This is a genomic window from Cytobacillus sp. FSL R5-0377, assembly GCF_038004385.1.
GTDB lineage: Bacteria > Bacillota > Bacilli > Bacillales > Cytobacillaceae > Cytobacillus.
Genome location: NZ_JBBORA010000001.1, coordinates 3970872 through 3992452 on the forward strand (window position 1 = coordinate 3970872; position 21581 = coordinate 3992452).

Genomic DNA, 21581 nt, shown 5'->3' on the forward strand with positions numbered 1-21581 from the left:
GTCTATTTTTAGACTCCAATAATATAGGCAATATTATCTATGATAATTTAATTGTATGATTGACAAAATTTAGATAAGGGTAAAAAAATAGAAAAATGACTTAAAGTCATAACAAGGGGGGGTACTATGTTTCGTGCTGTGCAGCAAATACTTATCATATTTGCATTAATTTTATTTCTTGCAGCTTTGCCAAAAATTATATCTGTTGATCCATCGAGCGGGAGTCTAAATTGGAGCTTTGACACTCTGCCGCAGATTTATGGAGATTTTATATCTGAAATAAGCGAGGGAAGCCTTGGTACCTATCAGCTTGGACTGCAGACCCGTCCTATAGCTGGGGACATTGCTGATAACTTTTTTACTAGTCTGCTGATTGTATTGATAGCAGTAAACGCTTCCTTAATTATAAGTATGATTTTTGGAGTGTTTATAAGCCGCTTCAGGCTCACTAAGCTTTTTGGGGCATTCTTGAATATGCTTGCAGCCATACCCGACTTTATCATTATTGTGGTTTCTATGATTCTTGCCGTAAAAATATATAAAATAACGGGAATCAGAGTAATTTCTCTCAGACCGGATGGAGGAGCTCTCAACACCTGGTTTCCCACAGTGCTGGCAGCGATAGCTCCGACGCTATATTTATTTAAGCTTGTCTCGGTTAAATATTATCAGACAAGCGGTGAGGATTATATTAAGACTGCTGTTGCTAAAGGGATGGGATTGAATTACATAAATTTTCAGCATGTCTTTAAAAATTTAGAACCATTTATCAAATCTGAGCTGGTAAAAGTAATTTCACTTGCCATTGGCAATCTTTTTATTATTGAGCATATTATGAATGTTTCCGGCATAACAAAATTTATTTTTCAGAGCAATGGGGTTCAGCCGATTGCAATCGGCTTGTTTGCAATGCTTTTGATTTCTTTAATTGTCTATATTTCTAACAGACTTATATTCTATCTGTTCAAACGGGGTTTTATCTATGAATAAGCTGCTAAAAATAAATTACTCGTTAATAATAGGAATTCTTTTGGTTTCCTGCTTGCTTTTTTTCAGCATATTCGGGCCTATCATTGCACCCCATTCATTAACTTCAGCCTTGGAAACACAATATACAGACGGAAAGGTTCTGGCACCGCCTCTGGAGCCGTTTGAATCATCCTCCTATCCGCTGGGCACCGATAAATGGGGATATGATATTTTATCCATGATGTTATATGGTTTAAGATACACTGTTTTTATTGCAGCTGCAGTAACAGCTATAAAAATGGTTTTTGGATCAATTATCGGTTTGTATGCGGGCACCTTGAAAAGAACGCCAGGCTGGCTGATTGCTTTCGAAAATGCATGGAGCTATGTTCCGCTTTTTCTGATCCTGTATTTTTTTCTTGCGCCAATAAGCTTCAACAGTCATCTTGAACAAAATGTGTTAATTATCTATTTTATTGTCATTGCATCAGTCATCAGCATTCCAAGCATTGTGTCTTCTGTAAGGCTTAAAACGTCTCAGTTATATAAGTCCGTTTATATAGAAGCTGCAAAAGCTCTGGGGGCCGGAAAACACCGACTAATCTGGAAGCATATTTTTCCCCAGTTAAAGGAAACGTTCCTTGTTATGTTCATACTTGAAATTGTGTACGTAATCGCCCTTATGGGACAGCTGGCACTTTTAAATATCTTTGTCGGCGGAACTATTGTGAGATATGACCCCATCATCTATCTATCGGCAACAAAGGAGCTGGCGGGGCTTGTTGGTCAGGCGAGATTAAATATTTATGGCAACACCCATATATTGATTGTGCCATTAGCGATCCTTTTACTTACAACTGTGTCCTTCAGTCTGCTGGCAAATGGACTGAAGAATCGATTTCAATCAAACTATCAGCGTACACCATGGATTAAGACTGGGCACGAGCCATTAGTTCAGCCTGCCAGAAAACAATTTGGCCGAAAAAAGAAATTCTGGTCATTTTCTGGCCCTAAGGCTGCTTTTACGGCATTGGTTATTGCTTTCGCAGGTGCAGGTGTCTATGTTGTGGCTGCGAAGGAATCTAATGTAGGTGTTAAAAGCGGCAGCAGGGCAGATTATCAAATTGATCTGGAAATGAATGGCGAAGGATATTTCAATGCTAGTGCAAATATCCAGATAAAAAATCAATCAGATAAAGAATGGAATGAGCTTGTTTTTTACTTCATTCCAAACGTTTTTAAAAAGGGACATACATTTGATTCCGTTGAAGGAACGTCTGAAGCAGAAATAAAAAAGGTAACAGTGAATGGGCAAAAAGCATCTTTTAAACTGAATGGAGATACACTAAAAATAAATTTAACACCTGATATGAAAGATAAAAGCAGACATAAGGTACAGATACAATATGGATTTACAGTCCCTGAGAGAGGCAGCCGCTTTTCAAAAGCAGGCACCAACTATTATCTTGCTCAGTGGTACCCAATGGCTGCAGTTTATCAAAAAGGCAAGTGGAACAAAGAGCCTTATATGGAGGGACTGGAAACATTCCATACAGGCTATTCTGATTTCAAAGTTTCCTATAAGCTGCCCAAAGGGTATTCTCTGGCTTCCACAGCAGAAAAAGATCCGGCAAAAGGAAAGAATGAAGGAACAGTTAAAGCCAAAAGGGTCAGGGATTTCTTCATTGCTGTTATGAAGGATATGAAAGTTTATGAAACGGAAGCGAAGGACGGTGTGGAGGTCAGACTCTTTTCAAGGAGCAATCATGATAAAAACCCGGAAGCATCGTTAACACTGGCTAAAAAGGCATTATCTTTTTATCAGGATAATATTGGAGATTATCCGCATAAGCAGCTTGACATTGTTTTGGATGAAGGGGAATTTATGGAGTATCCCGGTATTGTAACCATAAACCCCCATATTAATGATAAAAGGTTTTATGATATCTCAATTGTCCATGAAATCGCTCATCAATATTTTTATGGAGCAGTGGCCAATGACCCATACAACAGTGCATGGATTGATGAAGGAATCACAGAATTCGCCACCTCTATGTACTTTTATGCAGATCAAAATCAAAATGAAAGTCAGGCATTTGGGATCTCCCATAATCGGATGAAGGCAATCGAGGAAGCTGGTCTGGGAAGGCAATATTCAAATGTGCCGCTTAATGAGGTAAAACATACAGGATATATTTATGGCCAGCCTGCTCTGGAAATTTTAAAAATGATCCAGGAAAAGTATACTCTGAAAGGGGAATCCCCTAAGGAAGTGGGGATGCAGTTTCTGTCCGATTATTATCAAAAGTTCCGCTATAAAGAGGTCGATACAAAGGAGTTCATATCCTTCACAAAAGATTATTTCAGTGTTCCGACCGGCTATTTCAATAATTGGATTGATACGTCTAAGCTGAATAGTTAATAAGCCATCTTAAAACAAAAACAAGCAGGTAATAATACTGCTTGTTTTTGTTTATCCAGATTCTATAAAACTAGAAATGCAGGCATAATCAGTTCTCATCAATCAGGATTCTTTTTCCCTGCTGCTTAGGTACAGTAATCTGCAAAAGGCCATTTTGGTAAACAGCTTTTACCTTTTTTTCATTAACTGGCTGTGGAAGCGCTATGGTTCTGCTGGAACGCTGCATGCTTTGCTGTCTGCGAAAAATTTTATTTTTTTCATCTTCTTCCGTTATCATCTCAGCCGATTTAACTGAAATGGTTATATAATTGTCCAGGATATCAATCTGTATTTGCTCTTTATTTATTCCTGGAAGTTCAGCACTAATGATATGTTCCTTATCAGTTTCAGCAACATTAACATGGAAGGAAGAAGAAGTCGGGAATGGATTTTTAAAAAATTCATCCATTGTCTGCAGAAATCCTCTGCCGGGTTTTTCATGGAAAAACTGATTCATTGATTTTATCAAATCCCCAAATGGTTCATTCCGTTCCTTTTTCTTTGGATCCTCCATATTCCTTCATCCCCTTTCAAACAGGATTTTTCAACTTATTCTATGCCGCCCATTGGGTGGATGTTCCTGTGGCAGAATCAAGGAAAAAGAAAAAGCCGCAGAGTGCGGCCTTTAAAATATTGTCTCTAATAGCTGATCAGGGATTATGATTAAATGTCCATCCTGGTCTGTTTTGATTAACATTTCTTTTTTCATTTTGGTTAAAGTCCTGCTGACCGTTTCCCTTGTGGTGCCAATCATATTGGCAAGGTCTTTATTGGTAAAGTCCCCTTTTAATACAAAGCTGCCGTTTTCAAGCTTTTCTCCATGCATTTTGGCCAGCCGGATAAGCAATTTAATGATTTGCTCATAAGTATTGTTTAATATTTGCGATTCCAGCCTCTCCTGAAGGTCGACAATTTTCTCGCCCAGAACCTTAAATACTTTTATGCATAATTCAGGATTCTCAATAAGCACCTTTTCAAATTGCGAAATAGGCACAACCACAAGCTGAGCGTTTTCCAGCACTTCGGAAAAAGCCGGGTACCCGCCTTTTCTGAAGAATCCCACATGAGGGAACATCTCTCCTTTTGTTAAAATGGCAACAATCTGTTCCTTCCCATTAATATCACTTCTATAAATCTTAACTCTGCCGTTGTTAATGAAATATACATTATCAAGCGGTTCGTCCTGCAGAAAAACATGACTTCCTTTTTTCCATTCCCGTGATATGGATATCTCAACTACCTTATCCAGTTCTTCGCTGTTCAGCTCTTTAAAAAGAGAGAACTGGGAAAGAACATCCTTAATTTCTGCTGCTTTCATAATCCACCTCTTGCTTCTGTCCTATTAAGCTTATTGTAACAAAAAACATACATCACTTTATAATTAGAGTAGCTTGTTTTCCTAATCCAGGCTGAGATATTTAAATATATCGGACCTTCCTGGTGAAAAATGATTTTAATCCCTCGGCAAACATATTAAAGGTTAAAATGGCATAGGTCATTGCAAATGCTGAGAAAAATGGAATCCAAATAGGGCCTCTTATATCCTCAAAGGCTTTAATCATCATCATTGGCCAGGAAATGGAATTATTGACCAATTGCCAATCTCCCGTCATAGATTGAACAAAATCCTGCGAAATAAAAATGCCGACAAATCCTAATTGTCCCAGCAGAAACATGACTTTTCCAAGATCAGTAACCATATATACAAGTAGCTTACTATACAGAAAAGGCAGATAGTATATCCGAAAAAGCCTGTAAGGTGAAGCTCCGGCAGCAATCCCTCCATATATATACTCTTTAGAGGAGATCTGATCAAATTCCAGTTTTATCATTTCAGCAGCACGGGGCATTTCTGCCAAAGCAATAATCATGAGCAGGATTAAAGGGCGATTCTCACTCAGCAATAATGGCGGCAGCATGGCAAGAAGCATGACTATGATAATGGTTGGAATATATGACAGCAGTCCATTCAGCCATTTAAGAAAGAGGTGTGTACCCATCCATTTTTTGTGTGAAAGGAAGGAAATCGGAATGGCCAATACATATCGAAGGACAGTAATACAGGCAACCATCAATATGGTTTCTTTTGCCCCCAGGATAAGCAGACTGAGCAGATCCCTGCCGCTTTTGTCCGTTCCGAATAGATAATCCCCTGATGGCGGATAAGGCGGAATAACTGGCTTTTTTTCCTCATTTAGGATATATGTAATTGTTGTTAATTCCCGGTCAACAAAAGGAAGATATGGCCCTGCAAACATAATTAGCAGCAGTAGCAGCAGCAAAAAGGATCCCAAGCAAAATAAAGTATGTTTCCTAATCCATTTAATAAGCCACATTTCCATCACACCCTTTCCTTTTGTACGAGCCATAATCTAGCTGTCTGCGAAAAGATGATGGTAATGAACATGATAATGAGAAAGGGAAGCATCAGGGACAATGCCTTCATTTCATCATTAGCTGAAATGCTGAATAGCAGCTCCTTGCCTGCCCCATTATAGCCTGCCAGCTTTTCAATGATGGGCAGACTGGATAGGATATAAAGCATTACCAGCTGTGCCTGGTTCATAATGGGAGACAGGCAATTCCAGAGCATGTGAACAAGTGCTCTAAAGTCGCCAAGTCCTTTTGCATAAGCAGTGCGCACATACTCTTCTCCCATTTCATTTTCAAGAGCTGACACCGTAAAACGGGACATGTGCAGGAATGGAAACACTGATAAGGAAATCAGCGGCAGCAGGAAACTATACCAATTTTCATGTCCATAAAGTTTAAAGTGCGGCAGTCCATATTGCATCATCAGAATGAAAAGATACTGAATGGCAATGAACAGAAAAAAATCGGGTATGGAAGAAAACATCCAGGATAGGAAACTCTGCAGCTTACCGGTAAATTTACCTCTTCTGTAAAATTGGACAGCACCCATCAATGTTCCAAGCAGCATGCTGACCAGGAAAGCAGGCATAACAATTTTTAAGCTGCGGGCCACGAATATTCCTGCTTCTTCACTAACTGGAAGTCCGCTACGCGATTCACCGAATCCTTTATCAGTCAAAATGTGACTCGTGAAATTTTCTATACTTTCAAGGTATAATTCAAAGCTGAAAGGATAATCAGCTTCAATATGAAAGCTCGAAAAGACAGTTACTTCCTTTTCCCTTGGAAGTAGAAGAATCAGGATAAATCCAATAACGATTAACACTAATACACTTATTGACTTCAATAGACTGTGGAGCAATACTTCACCTCATCTGAGAAAAAATGGATATATAATATTCTCTTATAATTAGAACTTTCAGTCAATTAAACTGTAAATCTGGTACAGTAAAAACTAGCTTAGCAGAAATTCCTCCATAAAAAGTTAATAGAAATTAAGAGTTTGCTCTGTTAGAACGAACGTTTATTCGGTAGAATAGGAATATGAGGTGAAATAGATGAAAGTGCGAAAAAATTTGCCTGAAATCATGAAACAGCTTATATCTGAAAAGCAATATAAAGAAAACATTGTTCATTGGCATACAATAGAAGAAAAAGAGGCTAAGACTGCCAGCCTTCCGGAAAACATTCATCCATCTTTAAAGGATGCACTGCAAAAAAGGGGCATTTCAAGGCTCTATACACATCAAAAAACATCTTATCAGACAGCCATGAATGGGGACAGTCTGGTAGCTGTTACTCCAACGGCTTCTGGAAAAACGCTGTGCTACAACCTTCCTGTCCTGCAGACGATCGTGAATGATCCTGATGCAAGAGCACTATATATGTTTCCGACAAAAGCATTGGCTCAGGACCAAAAAAGTGAAATCAATGAAATCATCCAGGAATCCGGATTGAATATCAATTCCTATACATATGACGGCGATACACCGGCAAATATCCGGCAAAAGGTACGCAGGGCTGGGCATGTAGTCATTACAAATCCGGACATGCTTCACTCGGCCATATTGCCTCATCATACAAAGTGGGTATCTTTGTTTGAGAATTTAAAGTATGTGGTCATAGATGAACTTCATATTTACAGAGGGGTATTTGGAAGCCATGTAGCAAATGTCATTCGCCGTCTTAGACGAATTTGCCGTTTTTATGGCAGCGACCCCATTTTTATCTGTACATCTGCAACGATAGCCAATCCATTGGAGCTGGCAGAAAAGCTTACAGAAAAGCCGATGAAGCTCGTGGATAATAATGGAGCCCCGAGCGGGAAAAAACATTTTGTATTTTATAATCCCCCAATTGTCAATAAACCGCTGAATATCAGGAGAAGTGCAACTCTCGAAGCGAGAAAGCTCGCAGGTGAACTTCTGAAAAATAAAATCCAGACCATTGTATTTGCAAGAAGCAGGGTCAGAGTTGAAATCCTGCTGACTTACCTGCAGGAGCTTGTTAAACATAAACTGGGACCTAAAGCGATAAGGGGTTATAGAGGCGGTTATTTGCCAACCCAGAGACGGGAAATTGAAAAAGGCCTGCGTTCCGGGGACATTTATGGAGTTGTCAGCACAAATGCCCTTGAACTGGGTGTGGACATCGGACAGCTGCAGGTTTGTGTTATGACCGGATACCCAGGTACCATTGCCAGCTCATGGCAGCAGGCTGGACGTGCAGGCAGAAGGCATGGTGAATCGCTTGTTATTATGGTGGCAAGCTCCAGTCCGCTTGATCAATATGTTATACAAAATCCTGATTACTTTTTTAATAAAAGTCCTGAAACAGCCAGGATTAATCCGGATAACCTTATTATTCTGGTCGATCATATCAAGTGTGCAGCCTATGAACTCCCCTTTAATGCCGGGGAACGTTTTGGCACTTTTGAAACTGAAGAGGTATTGGAATACCTCGCCGAAGAAAGAGTGCTCCACCAGAACGGAGATAGATTTTATTGGATGAAAGATTCATTTCCTGCCCACAACATAAGTCTGCGTTCAGCATCTCAGGAAAATGTTATTATTATTGATCAATCAGATATTGCGAATGTAAAAGTAATTGGTGAAATGGACCGCTTTTCCGCTATGACCCTCCTGCATGATGAGGCAATTTATCTTCATCAGGGAACCCAGTTTCAGGTGGAATTGCTTGATTGGGAAGAGAAGAAAGCATTTGTCCGGGAAGTGGATGTAGACTATTTTACCGATGCTAATCTCGCAGTAGAGCTTAAGGTGCTTGAGCAGGATAAAATCAGAGCATCCGCCATTGGAGAGATTGGATATGGAGATGTCAGTGTTGTAGCGATGGCAACAATATTTAAAAAAATTAAGTTCGAAACACATGAAAATATCGGATCCGGTCCAATAACACTTCCTGAGGAAGAACTCCATACAAGCTCAACCTGGCTTTCATTTAACAAAGAATCATTAAATTATAAACAGGACCGGCTTGAACAGGGACTCATTGGCACAGCTCACGCACTTAAGCATATTGTACCCCTATTTGTTATGTGTGATCCTCAGGACGTCCATGTAGTTCCGCAAGTGAAAGCTGCCCATAATGAAAAGCCGACGATCTTTTTTTATGACAGATATCCTGGCGGTGTAGGGTTAAGTGAGAAAATTTTCGGGGGAATAGAACATATCATGCACGAAATGATGGAAATGGTCAGCAGATGTGCATGTGATCATGGCTGTCCTTCATGCATTGGAACAGATACCTCATCAGAAACGGCAAAAAAAGACGTACTCAGGATCCTCGGCTCTTTTAAAAATGGTGTTAATAGCGCAGGTGATAGTATTGTCCATTAAAAACAAGCTGAACAGGCTTAAGGGCCATCTTGGAACAGCTAACGATAAACAGTCTTCGGCCGGCCAAAAACCTGAGAATAAGGCTGATGTCCCTTTTAAAGAAGTGTGGGCTAATGAAGGTGTTTATCCGTTTTATTTTGAAGACTCATACTGTCTTGTAAGGGAAAAAGAATACTGCCTTGATCATAGACATGGAATCTATTCCTTCGGGGAATTTACAGAGGCTGTGGATGCCTGGAATTCTTCCAGCCTCAGGCATCCGCTGTCTGCTTCCGGTCACAGGCCGGAAAATCTTTTCTTTTTTGATACAGAGACAACAGGCTTGGGCGGAGGGACTGGAAATACAATATTCCTGCTTGGCCAAGCCAGTCTTCAGGGTACCAAAATAAAGCTGAAACAGCATATTCTTCCTCATCCTGGTGCTGAGATACCCTTATATAAAAGTTTTCTGGAAGGCATTGATTATACAACAATGGTCACTTACAACGGGAAAGCTTTCGACTGGCCGCAGGTTAAAACGAGACATACTCTGCTGAGGGAGCATGTTCCCAAATTGCCGCCATTTGGACATTTTGATTTATATCATGCTGCAAGGAGAATGTGGAAGCACAAACTTGAAAGAATAAAGCTTGCTGCAGTTGAAAAAGATGTTCTGGGGATTGAAAGAAAAGACGATATTCCAGGCTTTCTGGCACCCATGATTTATTTTGATTTTATTGAAAGAAAAGATCCGGAAGGCATGCTTGGAATCATAAAGCATAATGAAATGGATATACTGTCCCTGATCAGTCTGTATACACATCTATCTTTCCAGATATTGCAGATGGATGAAAGACAGACTTCCCGCGAGGTTTATGAAGTAGGGAGATGGTTTTCAACACTGGGTGACTCTTCACAGGCAGCAAATGCCTTTAGTAAAATATCTGCAGGAGAGTCTTCTGAAGCTCTTAATGCCAGATTTGCATTGGCTTTTGAGTATAAGAAACATAAAAATTGGGATGAGGCTGCGAAATTATGGAAGGATATTGCTGAAAAAGGCTTGCTTAAAATGAGGGTAATATCTTGTATTGAACTGGCCAAGATCTATGAGCATCGAATAAAGGATATTGGCCAGGCTTTAATATATTCGAAAAAAGCGTTAAACCTGCTTGATGAAGATGACGGATCGGAAAAGCTGAAACTAAAACAGGAAGATTTGCACCGGCGGATTGTACGGCTTGAACAGAAATTTAATCGAACTTAAATTTCCTTGTAACATAATTTTAATATACCAGACAAAAAAATCCACTATTTCCTAGTTGTATGTACTTCTTGTTACAGGTAAAATTATAACTTGTGTGGTACTTTTTTAGGAATTTTATATATAGTGGGGCTGGTAAAATGTATAAAGCAATCTTATTTTTATTCTTCCTTGTAATTTTCACTACTGCAATCGTTTTCTCCAATTTAAAAGACAGTTTCTACAGCATGCTCTAAGGCTAGTACCTATAAAATAGGTGTTTTAATTAGTACAAGATTGCTCTTTCCAACATAGGTTGTTAATGTAAAAACAATTTCGAAAGGGGATCTTTACATGTATTGCAGACCAAGACCTTCGCAGGTGATGCCTGCTGTTGTACATCCTACAAAATGCTGTGTAACTCATTCGTTCCAGAACATCGTGGTTCCACACGTTCATCCAACACACCATACTCATGTGAACCATATTAACTATGAGAATCAGCATTCATTCCCGCAAACGCAGTCAAATGTTAACCAGGTAACACAATCAAATGTGAATATGGGACCAAGACCAGGCGTAGCAGGTGCATATAGCCCAGGAATGGGTCCAGGAATGGGAATGGGTCCAGGAATGGGAATGGGTCCAGGATATGGCGGACCAGGCACTGGCGTAGCTGGCGCTTCAACTGGAAATGGTCCGAAACAGGGGCCAAGTTTTTCTGGCAGATAATAAAACAAGGGCTTAATGCCCTTGTTTTATTTATATATATGCAAGCTTTCCAGCCAAGATTTATATAAGGAGTTTTGCAATTGACAAAAGTAGCAGTTATTTCAGGGTACAAGCCTTTTGAGGTAGGAATATTTAAAAACGATGACCCTGCTGTCAGCTATATCAAAACCGCAATCAAAAAAAGCCTGCTTTCTTTGCTGGATGACGGTCTTGAGTGGGTAATCATCAGCGGGCAGCTCGGTGCGGAACTCTGGGCAGCAGAGGTTGTTTTTGATCTTCAGCTCGAAGGTTATGAGGACCTGAGGCTTGCAGTCATTACACCTTTTTTAGATCAGGAAGCTTCCTGGAAGGATGCCAATAAAGAATGGTATGAAACTATATTGGCTCAGGCAGATTATGTTGATTCAGTAACAAAAAAACCTTATGAAAGCCCGCAGCAATTCAGATTAAAAAATCATTTTTTAGTCAGTAAAAGTGATGTGCTTCTGTTATTTTATGATATGGAAAATGAGGGAAGTCCTAAATATCTGTATGAAACCGCAAAAAAATATCAGGAAGAAAATGAATATGACATTAGACTAATCACCTTTTATGATTTACAATTGATTGTAGAAGAGGAACAGCTCTCTCAGAGAGACACATTTGAATAATGCTCAGATAAATTGACAAATGTACATATCTCTGGAAAAATAGTATTAATTATGATTGGCGATATACTGAGGTGAGTGTCGTGCTATCCGATAAAATCAAATTAACAGCAAAAGATATTTTGGAAAAAGAGTTTAAGACAGCTATGAGAGGCTACAAGCCTGAAGATGTTGATAAGTTTTTAGATCAGGTCATCAAAGATTACGAAGCATTCCATCAGGAAATTGAAGATCTTCAGCAGGAAAATATGAAGTTAAAAAAACAGGTTGAGGAAGCTTCACGCAGACCTGCTGCACAAACGGCAGGAACAACCAACTTTGACATCCTGAAAAGATTATCAAATCTGGAGAAACATGTTTTTGGCAGTAAATTGTATGATTGACAGAATTTATTAGACTTTCCAGTTTTAAACCATTGCTATTCCATCACAGATTACATATAATATTCTTTGTGATCATTAATAGCGTTCGGGTAATCGCTGCAATATATCTTATATTGTAGAGGAAAGTCCATGCTCGCACAGGCTGAGATGCCTGTAGTGTTCGTGCCTAGCGAATTCATAAGCTAGGGCAGTCGGAGCTTGCTCTGGCTGACGGCAGGGAAAATGCCTAAGTCCTTCGGGATATGGCGTGAATACCTTGAAAGTGCCACAGTGACGTAGCCTTTTCAGAAATGAAAAGGGTGGAACGAGGTAAACCCCGCGAGCGAGAAACCCAAATGATGGTAGGGGCACTTTCCCTGAGGAAATGAACAACGGGAAGGACAGGCAGATGCCTGTAGATAGATGATTACCACCTGAGTACGAGACATTTGTCGCTTGCAGTACTACGGTACAAAACATGGCTTACAGAACGTTATTAGTGAGACAGTATGAGTGTTATAAATTCAAGCTCTCCTTTTTAGGGGGAGCTTTTTTACTTTGCTCGAGGCTTGCAAATAATAATGAAAACTAAGGCATTCATTGCGGGCAATCATATAAACAGATATACTTTATGTGTTGATTACTATGTTCAATTAGGGAATACATAATAGAAATAAGAATTAGGTTAGGGTGAAAATATGTCTAAATACGATTTAATCGCTACTACGGCCATGGGCCTTGAGGCGCTCGCTGCCAAAGAAGTGCGCGACCTTGGATATGAATGTGAAGTTGAAAATGGCAGGATAACATTTAAAGGTGATGAAGCTGCAATTGTCCGTTCTAATTTATGGCTGAGGACAGCTGATCGGGTTCGCATAAAAGTGGGAGAATTTAAAGCAACAAGCTTTGATGAGCTTTTTGAAAAAACCAAATCGCTGCCCTGGGAAAGGTATATGCCTGAAAACGCCGAATTCCCGGTATCAGGGAAGTCTGTAAAGTCCAAGCTTTTTTCTGTTTCCGATTGTCAGGCGATTGTGAAGAAAGCAATCGTGGAACGCATGCGAACAAAGTATAACAAAACAGGCTGGCTAGAAGAAAATGGGCCGCTATTCAAAATTGAAGTTGCTCTTCATAAGGATGTGGCCCTGCTGACGATCGATGCCAGCGGAAGCGGCCTCCATAAACGGGGATATCGTGCAGGGCAGGGGGAAGCCCCGCTGAAGGAAACACTTGCAGCTGCATTGGTTATGCTGACAAATTGGAACCCTGATAAGGCATTTGCAGATCCTTTCTGCGGATCCGGCACTATCCCGATAGAAGCCGCATTAATTGGCCAGAATATTGCACCCGGTTTTAATCGTGAATTCATTTCGGAAGGATGGTCCTGGATTCCTGAAAAAGTCTGGGAAGATGCAAGAAATGAAGCTGAAGACTTGGCAAACTATGATCAGCCACTCGATATCACAGGTGCTGACATTGATCACAGGATGGTTAAAATAGCTGAAGAAAATGCTTTCGAAGCTGGATTAGGTGATTTGATCAACTTCAAACAAATGCAAGTCCGTGATTTTACAACAACAAAGGAATATGGTGTCATTGTAGGGAATCCTCCATACGGGGAACGCCTTGGCGAGAAGGCTGCGGTACAGCGAATGTATGCTGAAATGGGAAGGGCATTTGCTCCTCTCGACACGTGGTCGATTTACATCCTGACTTCAGACGAGGAATTTGAAACTCACTATGGAAGAAAAGCGACTAAAAAACGAAAACTCTTCAATGGTTTTATTCGTACGGACTACTACCAGTACTGGGGAAAAAGACCTCCGAGAAATAATTAGCAGCAAATGCATAAAAGCCCCTGAAACTGTATAGAATATTTATATCTGATTCTTTTTCAGGAGGGGTGGCAATGAAACATTCCAGCATTGATTTTAATAAAATTTCTCAGGCTCTGAATGGAACACTTGAAGCAATACAGGGTGACGGTGATTCATCAAGAGAGGCACTGGAGAGTATTAGAAACGCACAGGACGAACTTCAGCAGGCATTGTCATTTTCTATGTCGCGTGTAAACTAATCGTTCATTTATGAGCAGGGGCTGGCTTATAGCACCCCTGTTTTTTTTGATGAATTTGCAGGTTTGGCGTTATATCTTGACAGTTACAGTATTTGAGATAAAATTATATGATGTTCATTTGATTATTAACAGCTCATATATGAAATAATGATAGAACTGAATTCAAAGCGTCTGGTTAATAGGCGCTTTAACTTTTTATTTACGGAGGGGTAGCATGTCAAACCGGATGCCTTTTGCCGTATCCAAGAGCGAATCTTTTTATGAAAAGCTAAGTGAGTGGATCGGAGATGTTTTTTACGATATATTGCCTGAAGCAGGTTTTGAAATTCGGGATGAACAAATATTTATGGCCTTTCAGCTGGAGAAGGCATTTAAAGACAAAAGTGTTATATTTGCTGAGGCAGGTGTAGGGACCGGGAAAACGATTGTATATCTTTTATATGCAATCAGTTATGCAAGGTACATAAATAAACCTGCTATTATCGCCTGTGCGGATGAGACTTTAATCGAACAGCTTGTGAAAAAGGAAGGGGATATTGCCAAGCTTGAGAAAGCATTGGGATTAAATATTGATGTCAGACTGGCAAAATCACGTGATCAGTACCTATGCCTAAATAAGCTGGACAAGCTCGTAGCAAATGATGTTCATGAACATTATAATCGCATTTTTGATGATCTTCCGGATTTTGTTCAAACAGGCTCATCCATGCAAAAATTTGAAAGATATGGTGACCGGAAAGAATATCCTGAATTGCCGGACGAGCATTGGAGCAATGTTTCATGGGATTCACTCCAGGACTGCTTCACTTGTGAGAAGCGGCATCGGTGCGGTCAAACTCTTCATAGGGAATATTACCGGAGCTCAAAAGATCTAATCATTTGTTCACACGATTTTTACATGGAGCATATCTGGACCAAAGAATCAAGAAAACGGGAAGGGCAGCTCCCTTTGCTTCCTGAGAGCTCTTGTGTGGTTTTTGATGAAGGCCATTTGCTGGAATATGCATCCCAAAAGGCATTGACATATCGTTTTTCTGAGCAGATTCTGGAATCCATCTTAACAAGACTCATGGCGAATGATGTACGTGAAAAAACATTAAATATCATAGAAGATGCTATTTACCAGAATGAGCATTTCTTTCTGACACTTTCCATGTCTGCCTCGGGTGACGCTGGTTCTGACAAGAACACTATTGAGAAAACTGCAGATGTAATGAGAGAAGGGCGTAAACTGCAGGACTTAATCAATACACTTGAGGAAGAATTAGTATTTGAAAGTGAAATGTATGTAATAAATGAATATGACTTAAAAATTGTTGAAGAATATCTTGAGCAAATCTCTTATTCACTTTCATTGTTCTTGAAGGAATTAAAAGGCATCACCTGGTTTGAAAACAACAATGGGGAAAGAACCCTGGTTATCATGCCAAGAATGGTTGAAGATATTATGAGGGAGGATGTATTCTCCCAAAAGAAGCCGTTTGTTTTCTCTTCTGCAACATTGTCTCAGAATAAATCCTTTGATTATATGGCAAAAAGTCTGGGAGTAGATGATTATTTATCTTTTACTGTAGATTCACCGTTCGACTATGAAGAAAATATGGTCATTCGCATCCCGGAATTTGCAGAAGGATCAGATACAGCGAAAATGGAATACATTCTTGAACAAGTTAAGGCAACAGAAGGAAGGGCTTTAGTATTATTCAACAGTACTACGGAGCTGGCAGAATTCAAAACCTTTGTTTCCGGGAAAATAAATGTGCCGGTCTTTTTTGAGGGAGATGCTGAAATAAGCAGTCTCGTTTCCAATTTCCAAAATGATGAGCATTCAGTTCTATGCTCTGTACATTTATGGGAAGGTCTTGATATACCGGGCAGATCTCTGGAGAATGTGCTTATTTATGGTCTCCCATTCCCTCCGCACGATCCGGTTTTTACAGCCAAACGGGAAGGTTCGGCCGATCCTTTCAAAGAAGTGGATCTTCCTTATATGATCCTGAGGTTAAGGCAGGGTATTGGAAGATTAATTAGAACACATGAAGACAAAGGGACCGTTCATATTTTGATGAATAATAATGAACATCCTGAAGTGCTCGAAATGATAAAAAAGGTTCTGCCTGCAGAGCCCGTAATAAGCTGAACTATGGCAGTGCCCAACAGGGCGCTGCCTTCCTTTTAACCTCTTAACAGCTGATTTGCTTCGGGAGACATGTGAGCAGGAGTCCAGGCTGGTTCCCAGACAAGGTTAACCTCTACATCTGAAAATAGCTCCAGATCTTCAATGCAATACTTTACTCCACTGACTATACTGTCATGAAGCGGACAGCCCGGTGTTGTAAGAGTCATGGTAATAACTGCCTTTTCATTGTCGGGCAAATCAATGTCATAAATAAGTCCCAAATCAACCACGTTTATATTCAATTCAGGATCTATAACTCTTTTCAGGCTGCTGAGAACTAATTCTTTTCGATTCATGTTCATTCCCCCTATTGTTTTAATACTGTGATAATCAAAAAACAGAATACTAAGCTGGCTCCAGCCGTTAAAATCTGGCCGGATAGGAATAGAGCAAGCTGTTCAAATACAATGGAGGCTGTCACACTAAGTATACCGAGAATGAAAGCGGAAAGAACCGGGATGGATGCCTTGTCATTCATCATATCTCTGAGAGAAGGGACACTCCGTTTCCCGATCTCTTTACTGTATTTCCATGTCCACCATAAGAATGGCACTATTTTAAATAGGTAACCGAGAATGCTCAAAGCTACCCAAAGCATAAGGTAAGCAAATACAAGATACCCAATTGCAGTTTGAAAGCTTCCAATTAGAGCGCTTATTAATGCTCCCAGGTGGATAGCCAGTCCTGCAGGTATGGCAAGAAGAGCAAACCGGAATGAATAATCAAGCTTCTTCTTAACTCTTTTCCGCAGAATATGCAGCATGTGCCAGGTAAAGAATGCAAAACCGCCTGCCAGGATCATCAATGCAATAGTTAAAAGTGAATTATTCCCGATGAAAAAAGAGATAATTGCAGCTGCAAGCCCTGCTGCATAAATTATTAATACATATTTGGCAGGTTTCATGCTGTAGCCATGGGACAAAGAAAACATGGGGACCATTTTATATGAGAATCCAAAAATCAGAAGTGTAAACCAGCCTGCAGTTCCGAGAAGTATGTGGCTTTTAAAAACTGCTTGATATAGGTCAGAAAAAAATCCGGTTTTCATGCTTAAGACCATAAGCATTCCAAATAGAATAGCAGATAGCAGGCTAATCAGTGCAGTTCCTACGAAAAAAGTGAGTATATTGTGCTTTGCCTGCTGCCTTAAAGTCATGAACATTTGCAGAAGAAACATTAAAATACCTGTTAATGTAATGAGCCCGGGCAGCATTGCACCCGCCGGATTATGAAATAAGCTATGAGCAAAATATAATATCCCAAAGGCAGTCACAGTAAACTGTGTAAATCCAAAACGTTCATTCCATATAGGGGTGAGAAAGGCCACTGGTACGAGCTGATACATGGCTCCCATGGCTGTCATCAGCGCCCAGCCCAATATAAACAAATGAGCCGCTGACCAGATGGCGGGTATGCGGAAATGGCTGTTAATAATAGATTCCCCTTGAAAAAGAATGAGCCCCATGGATCCTATTAAACAGAGCAAGCTGAAAAGTATAAATGAAAAGGGCAGTTTGATATTGGTCTCATTTTTGGTATTGGCCAGCAATGGGATCACCTGCTTATTTGTGTATTTCTATTAAAAAGCTTCCGTCTTCCTGTTCGATAGTTACATATCTGCAGCCCATTTCATCCAGCCTTTCATAAAGAAACATGGGTCGTCTGTCATTAATAATGGATAATGTTTCTCCTGAGGGCAGATCTTCAAGAGCAGCGAGTGTTCTCATCATCGGCTGAGGCGGTTCCAGCCCGCGGTTATCCAATTTCATTTTGAAGCACCTCTCTTCGTAAAGGTCACTTTCCAGTGCTTCTTTTCAATTTCCTCAGCTTTATATTCGAACCCTTTTGCCTTTAAGACCCCAAAAAGAGGGACAGGCTTAAATGGGGCATGAAGGATAAAAACATCATCAATATCAACTTTAGCTATTGCCAACGTGATTTTTTCAAACGGCTCCAATTTATTTTTTAAATCCTCTCTTACATCAAGTTCAATAACTTTATTTTTCATTCTGATCACTCCTTCAATCGGCTGGTGGATTAATTTAATGGCCAATAACTGAAATTTTTCTGCAGTGAGAATCGTTATTGATTACTTTGAGTTTAACACCGGGATCTTTTGAAATAAGTGACATATATCATATTGCGAAATACATTTTCACAAATTAAGTGGAACAAAAAGAATCCGCAGAGGTTTACTCTGCGGATTCTTTTTGTTCTTCGATACATTCAAAACAGATGGTTTCATTTTTTTCATTATGGACTCCGTTGAAGAATCCATCAAGACAGTACAGGTCTTTGCCGCAAACAGTGCAGCTGCCTACTAATTCTTTCATTTTCAGTCACTCCCGCTTTTTAATAGTTGGGGGTTTCTTTTTTTGGAATATATGGACATGCCGCATACCGTAAAAAATAATATGGCTGCAGCGATTAAAAAACCTGTTTCAAATGTTACTTTCAAGAAGCCTAATATGGTGGAACCAGCTACCACACCTAAAGAAAAAAAGGCATAGAAGAGGCCGAATGCCTTTCCTCTTGTTTTTTCTGTCGTATGATTGGCTATAAGGGCATTGATGGATGGGAATAAAAGAGCAAACCCGGTGCCGTAAAGAACCATGCATATAAACATGAATCCAAGAGATGATGCTGAACTTAACAGGACTAATGCAATTGCAATAATCAGCATTCCGGAAAGCATGCTATTGTGATGCTTATACTTATCAAATATTTTATTAATGGGCAGCAGAAAAATAAGAATTGCCGTTATTCCGAAAGTGCTTAATAAAATTCCGCTGTACATCGCCTCAATCTGCAGGGCTTCTACCTGAAGGGGAAGAAGGTAGGCAAGTGTCCCTTGAGCAAACATGAGAGAAAAGGCTCCTAAATAGCTTGCTGTAAGCATAGGATTCTTAAATAGTGGAAGCATTTTTTCATGAGAGCTCTCTTTTTTTACATTTACCATATTTCCTGCCGGCAGAAACACAAAGGCAAGGACTGCGCTAGTGATCATTGTAGCTGCAATAATTAAAAAGACCCAGTTGATGCTGTAATTGGAAGCAATCACTGCCCCGAATGCGGGGCCTATAATGGCTGAACATCCGACAGCTGCGCCTGATACAGCCATTTTTTTACCTTGTTTGCCTGATTTTCCGAGGTTTGAAATGACTGTAAAAGCCGCAGGGACCAGGAAGCCCCCAAATAATCCGTGAAGAAATCTTACAGTAATTAATTGCAGGGGAGAATCAGCAAATGTATACAGGACTAAAATGAATCCGGTTAGGGATAAACCGGATACCAAAACCCTTTTTGCTCCTCTTTTATCTATCCAATAGCCGGCTAATATATTGCCAATCATATTCGAGAAGGAATAAAGCCCAACAATCATTCCCGCAAATGCTGGTGATGGATTAAATGTCATGGCAAAGGGGCTCATGATGGGAAGCTGAGAAAATGTATCAATAAATGCTGCAATAATGATAAAGTAAATCAAATATTTCATGCTATCTCTCTTTCCGGTTAGTTCACTTACCATCATTATAACTCTTTGCCAGCCAGGTGAAAAAGAAAAACAGCCCAAGAGCAGCAGGAGAATAAGATTATTGAGACTGCCTTTTCAGAAAAATATGATAAAATGATACTGTAATAGATACAAAGGGGGAAAATTTATGGCAGAATCACTAAAACAGACAGAACTGCAATTCCTTGAGTATGTCAAAAAAATGACAGCATATAATGAAGCGATCGGGCTGATGTATTGGGATATGCGGACCGGCGCACCCAGGCAGGGTATGGAACAGCGCTCGGAAGTAATTGGAATGATCTCTTCAGAAGTGTTCAGAATGTCAACTTCTGAGGAAATGGCAGCATACATAGCAAAACTTTCAGGCCAGGAAAACCTTGCTGAAATAACATTAAAGACACTGGAAGAATGCAAGAAGGATTATGACCGCAATAAAAAAATTCCTGCAGAGGAATATACTGAATATGTCATTCTGCAATCCAAGGCTGAAAACATTTGGGAAGATGCAAAGGCACGCTCAGATTTTGAAACGTTCCAGCCATATTTGGAAAAGCTTGTTGAGATGAATAAGAGATTCATTTCTTATTGGGGATACGAGGGAAACAAATATAATACTCTGCTGGATATGTATGAACCTGGTGTCACCGTTGAAACGCTAGATAAAGTGTTCGGGCAGCTGAGGGAAAAAATTGTGCCGCTTGTTCAGCAAATTTCTGAATCACAAAATAAACCTGACACAAGCTTTTTATTCAAACATTTTACAAAGGACAAACAGCGGGAGTTCAGTCTTAAAATTCTTGATCAAATGGGATATAACTTTAAAGCGGGACGTCTCGATGAAACCGTTCATCCTTTTGCAACAGGATTAAATCCTGGTGATGTCCGAGTGACAACAAAGTATGATGAAACTGATTTCCGGACAGCGGTATTTGGGACGATTCATGAAGGCGGGCATGCTCTTTATGAACAAAATATTTCTCCTGATCTGGTTGGAACGCCGTTATGCTCTGGAACATCAATGGGAATTCATGAATCACAATCATTATTTTATGAAAACTTTGTCGGAAGACATTTTTCTTTCTGGAAAAAGAATTATGACCTCCTTAAAGAACATGGAAGCGGTCAATTTGATGATGTATCAATAGATGCTTTTTACCGTGCAATTAATGAATCAAAGCCATCATTAATCCGTATTGAAGCAGACGAATTAACGTATCCGCTTCATATCATCATACGTTATGAAATTGAAAAAGGCTTGTTTAACGATGAAATTGAAGTTAAAGACCTTCCAGCTATTTGGAATGAAAAATATGAACAATACCTGGGAGTAAAGCCAGAAAATAACGGAGAAGGCGTTCTGCAGGATGTTCACTGGGCAGGGGGAAGCTTCGGTTATTTCCCTTCATATGCCTTGGGATATATGTATGCAGCTCAGCTGAAAAACAGCATGTTAAAGGACTTGCCAAACTTTGATGAATTACTTGAATCAGGCAATTTGCTGCCAGTTAAAGAGTGGTTTAACAAAAATGTGCACCAGTTTGGCAAAATGAAAAAACCGCTTGAAATCTTAAATGAGGTAACAGGGGAAGGCCTGAATGCACAGCATTTAATTGACTATCTGTATGATAAGTACGGTAAAGTGTATCAGCTGAAATAATTGCTCAATCATAAAATTAGCAGGGGGGT

Annotated in this window: 21 protein-coding genes and 1 other RNA gene; 12 read left to right on the plus strand and 10 right to left on the minus strand. The window is 39.9% G+C overall.

All coding sequences use genetic code 11. From position 1 onward, the window contains the following. Nucleotides 1-126: 126 nt before the first annotated feature. Nucleotides 127-990, plus strand: coding sequence for an ABC transporter permease subunit (locus tag NSQ49_RS20255; protein ID WP_251283621.1), 864 nt, complete (start codon nt 127-129; stop codon nt 988-990). Further along, a complete protein-coding gene (locus NSQ49_RS20260) occupies nt 983-3391 on the plus strand; it encodes an ABC transporter permease subunit (protein ID WP_251283620.1) in 2409 nt (802 codons plus the stop codon). The genes NSQ49_RS20255 and NSQ49_RS20260 overlap by 8 nt, the downstream gene beginning before the upstream one ends. Before the next feature lie 88 nt (nt 3392-3479). Here the strand turns inward: NSQ49_RS20260 and NSQ49_RS20265 are convergent, their stop codons facing one another. From NSQ49_RS20265 to NSQ49_RS20280, 4 genes are all read right to left on the minus strand, one after another. Next, on the minus strand, nt 3480-3944 hold the full coding sequence (locus NSQ49_RS20265; protein ID WP_159864225.1) for an Hsp20 family protein: 465 nt from the start codon (nt 3942-3944) through the stop codon (nt 3480-3482). Between the two features lie 111 nt (nt 3945-4055). Then, nucleotides 4056-4748 (minus strand): Crp/Fnr family transcriptional regulator, encoded by a 693-nt coding sequence (locus tag NSQ49_RS20270; RefSeq protein WP_159864222.1) that lies wholly within the window; start codon nt 4746-4748, stop codon nt 4056-4058. 100 nt (nt 4749-4848) lie between these two features. After that, complete coding sequence (locus NSQ49_RS20275) at nt 4849-5772, minus strand: peptide ABC transporter permease (protein WP_341071186.1); 924 nt, start codon at nt 5770-5772, stop codon at nt 4849-4851. Then, nucleotides 5772-6665 (minus strand): ABC transporter permease, encoded by an 894-nt coding sequence (locus NSQ49_RS20280; RefSeq protein WP_341071188.1) that lies wholly within the window; start codon nt 6663-6665, stop codon nt 5772-5774. The genes NSQ49_RS20275 and NSQ49_RS20280 overlap by 1 nt, the downstream gene beginning before the upstream one ends. Before the next feature lie 196 nt (nt 6666-6861). On the opposite strand from NSQ49_RS20280, the gene NSQ49_RS20285 reads away from it, so the two are divergent. From NSQ49_RS20285 to NSQ49_RS20330, 9 genes are all read left to right on the plus strand, one after another. Next, a complete protein-coding gene (locus NSQ49_RS20285) occupies nt 6862-9162 on the plus strand; it encodes a DEAD/DEAH box helicase (RefSeq protein ID WP_251283617.1) in 2301 nt (766 codons plus the stop codon). Then, nucleotides 9152-10405, plus strand: coding sequence for a ribonuclease H-like domain-containing protein (locus NSQ49_RS20290; RefSeq protein ID WP_251283616.1), 1254 nt, complete (start codon nt 9152-9154; stop codon nt 10403-10405). Before NSQ49_RS20285 ends, NSQ49_RS20290 begins: the two co-directional genes overlap by 11 nt. A gap of 330 nt (nt 10406-10735) precedes the next feature. Continuing rightward, nucleotides 10736-11113, plus strand: coding sequence for a CotD family spore coat protein (locus NSQ49_RS20300; RefSeq protein ID WP_159864207.1), 378 nt, complete (start codon nt 10736-10738; stop codon nt 11111-11113). A gap of 80 nt (nt 11114-11193) precedes the next feature. Then, the gene (locus NSQ49_RS20305; protein ID WP_159864204.1) at nt 11194-11763 is read left to right on the plus strand and encodes a DUF1273 domain-containing protein; all 570 of its coding nucleotides are present in this window, start codon (nt 11194-11196) and stop codon (nt 11761-11763) included. Nucleotides 11764-11843: 80 nt separating this feature from the next. Further along, nucleotides 11844-12143 (plus strand): cell division regulator GpsB, encoded by a 300-nt coding sequence (gene gpsB / locus NSQ49_RS20310; RefSeq protein WP_159864435.1) that lies wholly within the window; start codon nt 11844-11846, stop codon nt 12141-12143. 81 nt (nt 12144-12224) lie between these two features. After that, an RNA gene (gene rnpB, locus NSQ49_RS20315) (RNase P RNA component class B) lies at nt 12225-12613 on the plus strand. Between the two features lie 207 nt (nt 12614-12820). Continuing rightward, nucleotides 12821-13960, plus strand: coding sequence for a THUMP domain-containing class I SAM-dependent RNA methyltransferase (locus tag NSQ49_RS20320; RefSeq protein WP_159864202.1), 1140 nt, complete (start codon nt 12821-12823; stop codon nt 13958-13960). Nucleotides 13961-14031: 71 nt separating this feature from the next. After that, a complete protein-coding gene (locus NSQ49_RS20325; protein WP_201306526.1) occupies nt 14032-14199 on the plus strand; it encodes a hypothetical protein in 168 nt (55 codons plus the stop codon). A gap of 214 nt (nt 14200-14413) precedes the next feature. Next, complete coding sequence (locus NSQ49_RS20330) at nt 14414-16339, plus strand: ATP-dependent DNA helicase (RefSeq protein WP_251283615.1); 1926 nt, start codon at nt 14414-14416, stop codon at nt 16337-16339. A gap of 35 nt (nt 16340-16374) precedes the next feature. On the opposite strand, the gene NSQ49_RS20335 is transcribed toward NSQ49_RS20330, so the two are convergent. From NSQ49_RS20335 to NSQ49_RS20360, 6 genes are all read right to left on the minus strand, one after another. Continuing rightward, complete coding sequence (locus tag NSQ49_RS20335; protein WP_159864196.1) at nt 16375-16674, minus strand: metal-sulfur cluster assembly factor; 300 nt, start codon at nt 16672-16674, stop codon at nt 16375-16377. Nucleotides 16675-16685: 11 nt separating this feature from the next. Then, nucleotides 16686-17936 (minus strand): hypothetical protein, encoded by a 1251-nt coding sequence (locus tag NSQ49_RS20340; protein ID WP_251283614.1) that lies wholly within the window; start codon nt 17934-17936, stop codon nt 16686-16688. A 4-nt stretch (nt 17937-17940) separates the two neighbouring features. Beyond that, entirely contained in the window at nt 17941-18147 is a 207-nt protein-coding gene (locus NSQ49_RS20345; protein WP_159864190.1) for a DUF2249 domain-containing protein, read from the minus strand. Next, a complete protein-coding gene (locus NSQ49_RS20350) occupies nt 18144-18386 on the minus strand; it encodes a DUF2249 domain-containing protein (RefSeq protein WP_251283613.1) in 243 nt (80 codons plus the stop codon). Before NSQ49_RS20350 ends, NSQ49_RS20345 begins: the two co-directional genes overlap by 4 nt. 184 nt (nt 18387-18570) lie before the next feature. Continuing rightward, on the minus strand, nt 18571-18711 hold the full coding sequence (locus NSQ49_RS20355) for a hypothetical protein (protein ID WP_201306525.1): 141 nt from the start codon (nt 18709-18711) through the stop codon (nt 18571-18573). A 2-nt stretch (nt 18712-18713) separates the two neighbouring features. Continuing rightward, nucleotides 18714-19874: an MFS transporter gene (locus NSQ49_RS20360; protein WP_159864184.1), complete on the minus strand. Its 1161-nt coding sequence runs from the start codon at nt 19872-19874 to the stop codon at nt 18714-18716. A 166-nt stretch (nt 19875-20040) separates the two neighbouring features. Here NSQ49_RS20360 and NSQ49_RS20365 point away from each other — a divergent pair, with 166 nt between their 5' ends. Continuing rightward, complete coding sequence (locus tag NSQ49_RS20365) at nt 20041-21552, plus strand: carboxypeptidase M32 (RefSeq protein ID WP_159864181.1); 1512 nt, start codon at nt 20041-20043, stop codon at nt 21550-21552. Nucleotides 21553-21581 lie beyond the last annotated feature (29 nt).

Excerpts from the sequence above, each read along its gene's own strand:
- NSQ49_RS20345 (WP_159864190.1), bottom strand. The coding sequence starts at position 18,147 with ATGAAATTGGATAACCGCGGGCTGGAACCGCCTCAGCCGATGATGAGA.
- NSQ49_RS20330 (WP_251283615.1), top strand. The coding sequence starts at position 14,414 with ATGTCAAACCGGATGCCTTTTGCCGTATCCAAGAGCGAATCTTTTTAT.
- NSQ49_RS20355 (WP_201306525.1), bottom strand. The coding sequence starts at position 18,711 with ATGAAAGAATTAGTAGGCAGCTGCACTGTTTGCGGCAAAGACCTGTAC.
- NSQ49_RS20270 (WP_159864222.1), bottom strand. The coding sequence starts at position 4,748 with ATGAAAGCAGCAGAAATTAAGGATGTTCTTTCCCAGTTCTCTCTTTTT.
- NSQ49_RS20285 (WP_251283617.1), top strand. The coding sequence starts at position 6,862 with ATGAAAGTGCGAAAAAATTTGCCTGAAATCATGAAACAGCTTATATCT.
- NSQ49_RS20275 (WP_341071186.1), bottom strand. The coding sequence starts at position 5,772 with ATGGAAATGTGGCTTATTAAATGGATTAGGAAACATACTTTATTTTGC.
- NSQ49_RS20255 (WP_251283621.1), top strand. The coding sequence starts at position 127 with ATGTTTCGTGCTGTGCAGCAAATACTTATCATATTTGCATTAATTTTA.
- NSQ49_RS20365 (WP_159864181.1), top strand. The coding sequence starts at position 20,041 with ATGGCAGAATCACTAAAACAGACAGAACTGCAATTCCTTGAGTATGTC.
- NSQ49_RS20350 (WP_251283613.1), bottom strand. The coding sequence starts at position 18,386 with ATGAAAAATAAAGTTATTGAACTTGATGTAAGAGAGGATTTAAAAAAT.
- NSQ49_RS20265 (WP_159864225.1), bottom strand. The coding sequence starts at position 3,944 with ATGGAGGATCCAAAGAAAAAGGAACGGAATGAACCATTTGGGGATTTG.
- NSQ49_RS20325 (WP_201306526.1), top strand. The coding sequence starts at position 14,032 with ATGAAACATTCCAGCATTGATTTTAATAAAATTTCTCAGGCTCTGAAT.
- NSQ49_RS20360 (WP_159864184.1), bottom strand. The coding sequence starts at position 19,874 with ATGAAATATTTGATTTACTTTATCATTATTGCAGCATTTATTGATACA.
- NSQ49_RS20320 (WP_159864202.1), top strand. The coding sequence starts at position 12,821 with ATGTCTAAATACGATTTAATCGCTACTACGGCCATGGGCCTTGAGGCG.
- NSQ49_RS20260 (WP_251283620.1), top strand. The coding sequence starts at position 983 with ATGAATAAGCTGCTAAAAATAAATTACTCGTTAATAATAGGAATTCTT.
- NSQ49_RS20300 (WP_159864207.1), top strand. The coding sequence starts at position 10,736 with ATGTATTGCAGACCAAGACCTTCGCAGGTGATGCCTGCTGTTGTACAT.
- NSQ49_RS20335 (WP_159864196.1), bottom strand. The coding sequence starts at position 16,674 with ATGAATCGAAAAGAATTAGTTCTCAGCAGCCTGAAAAGAGTTATAGAT.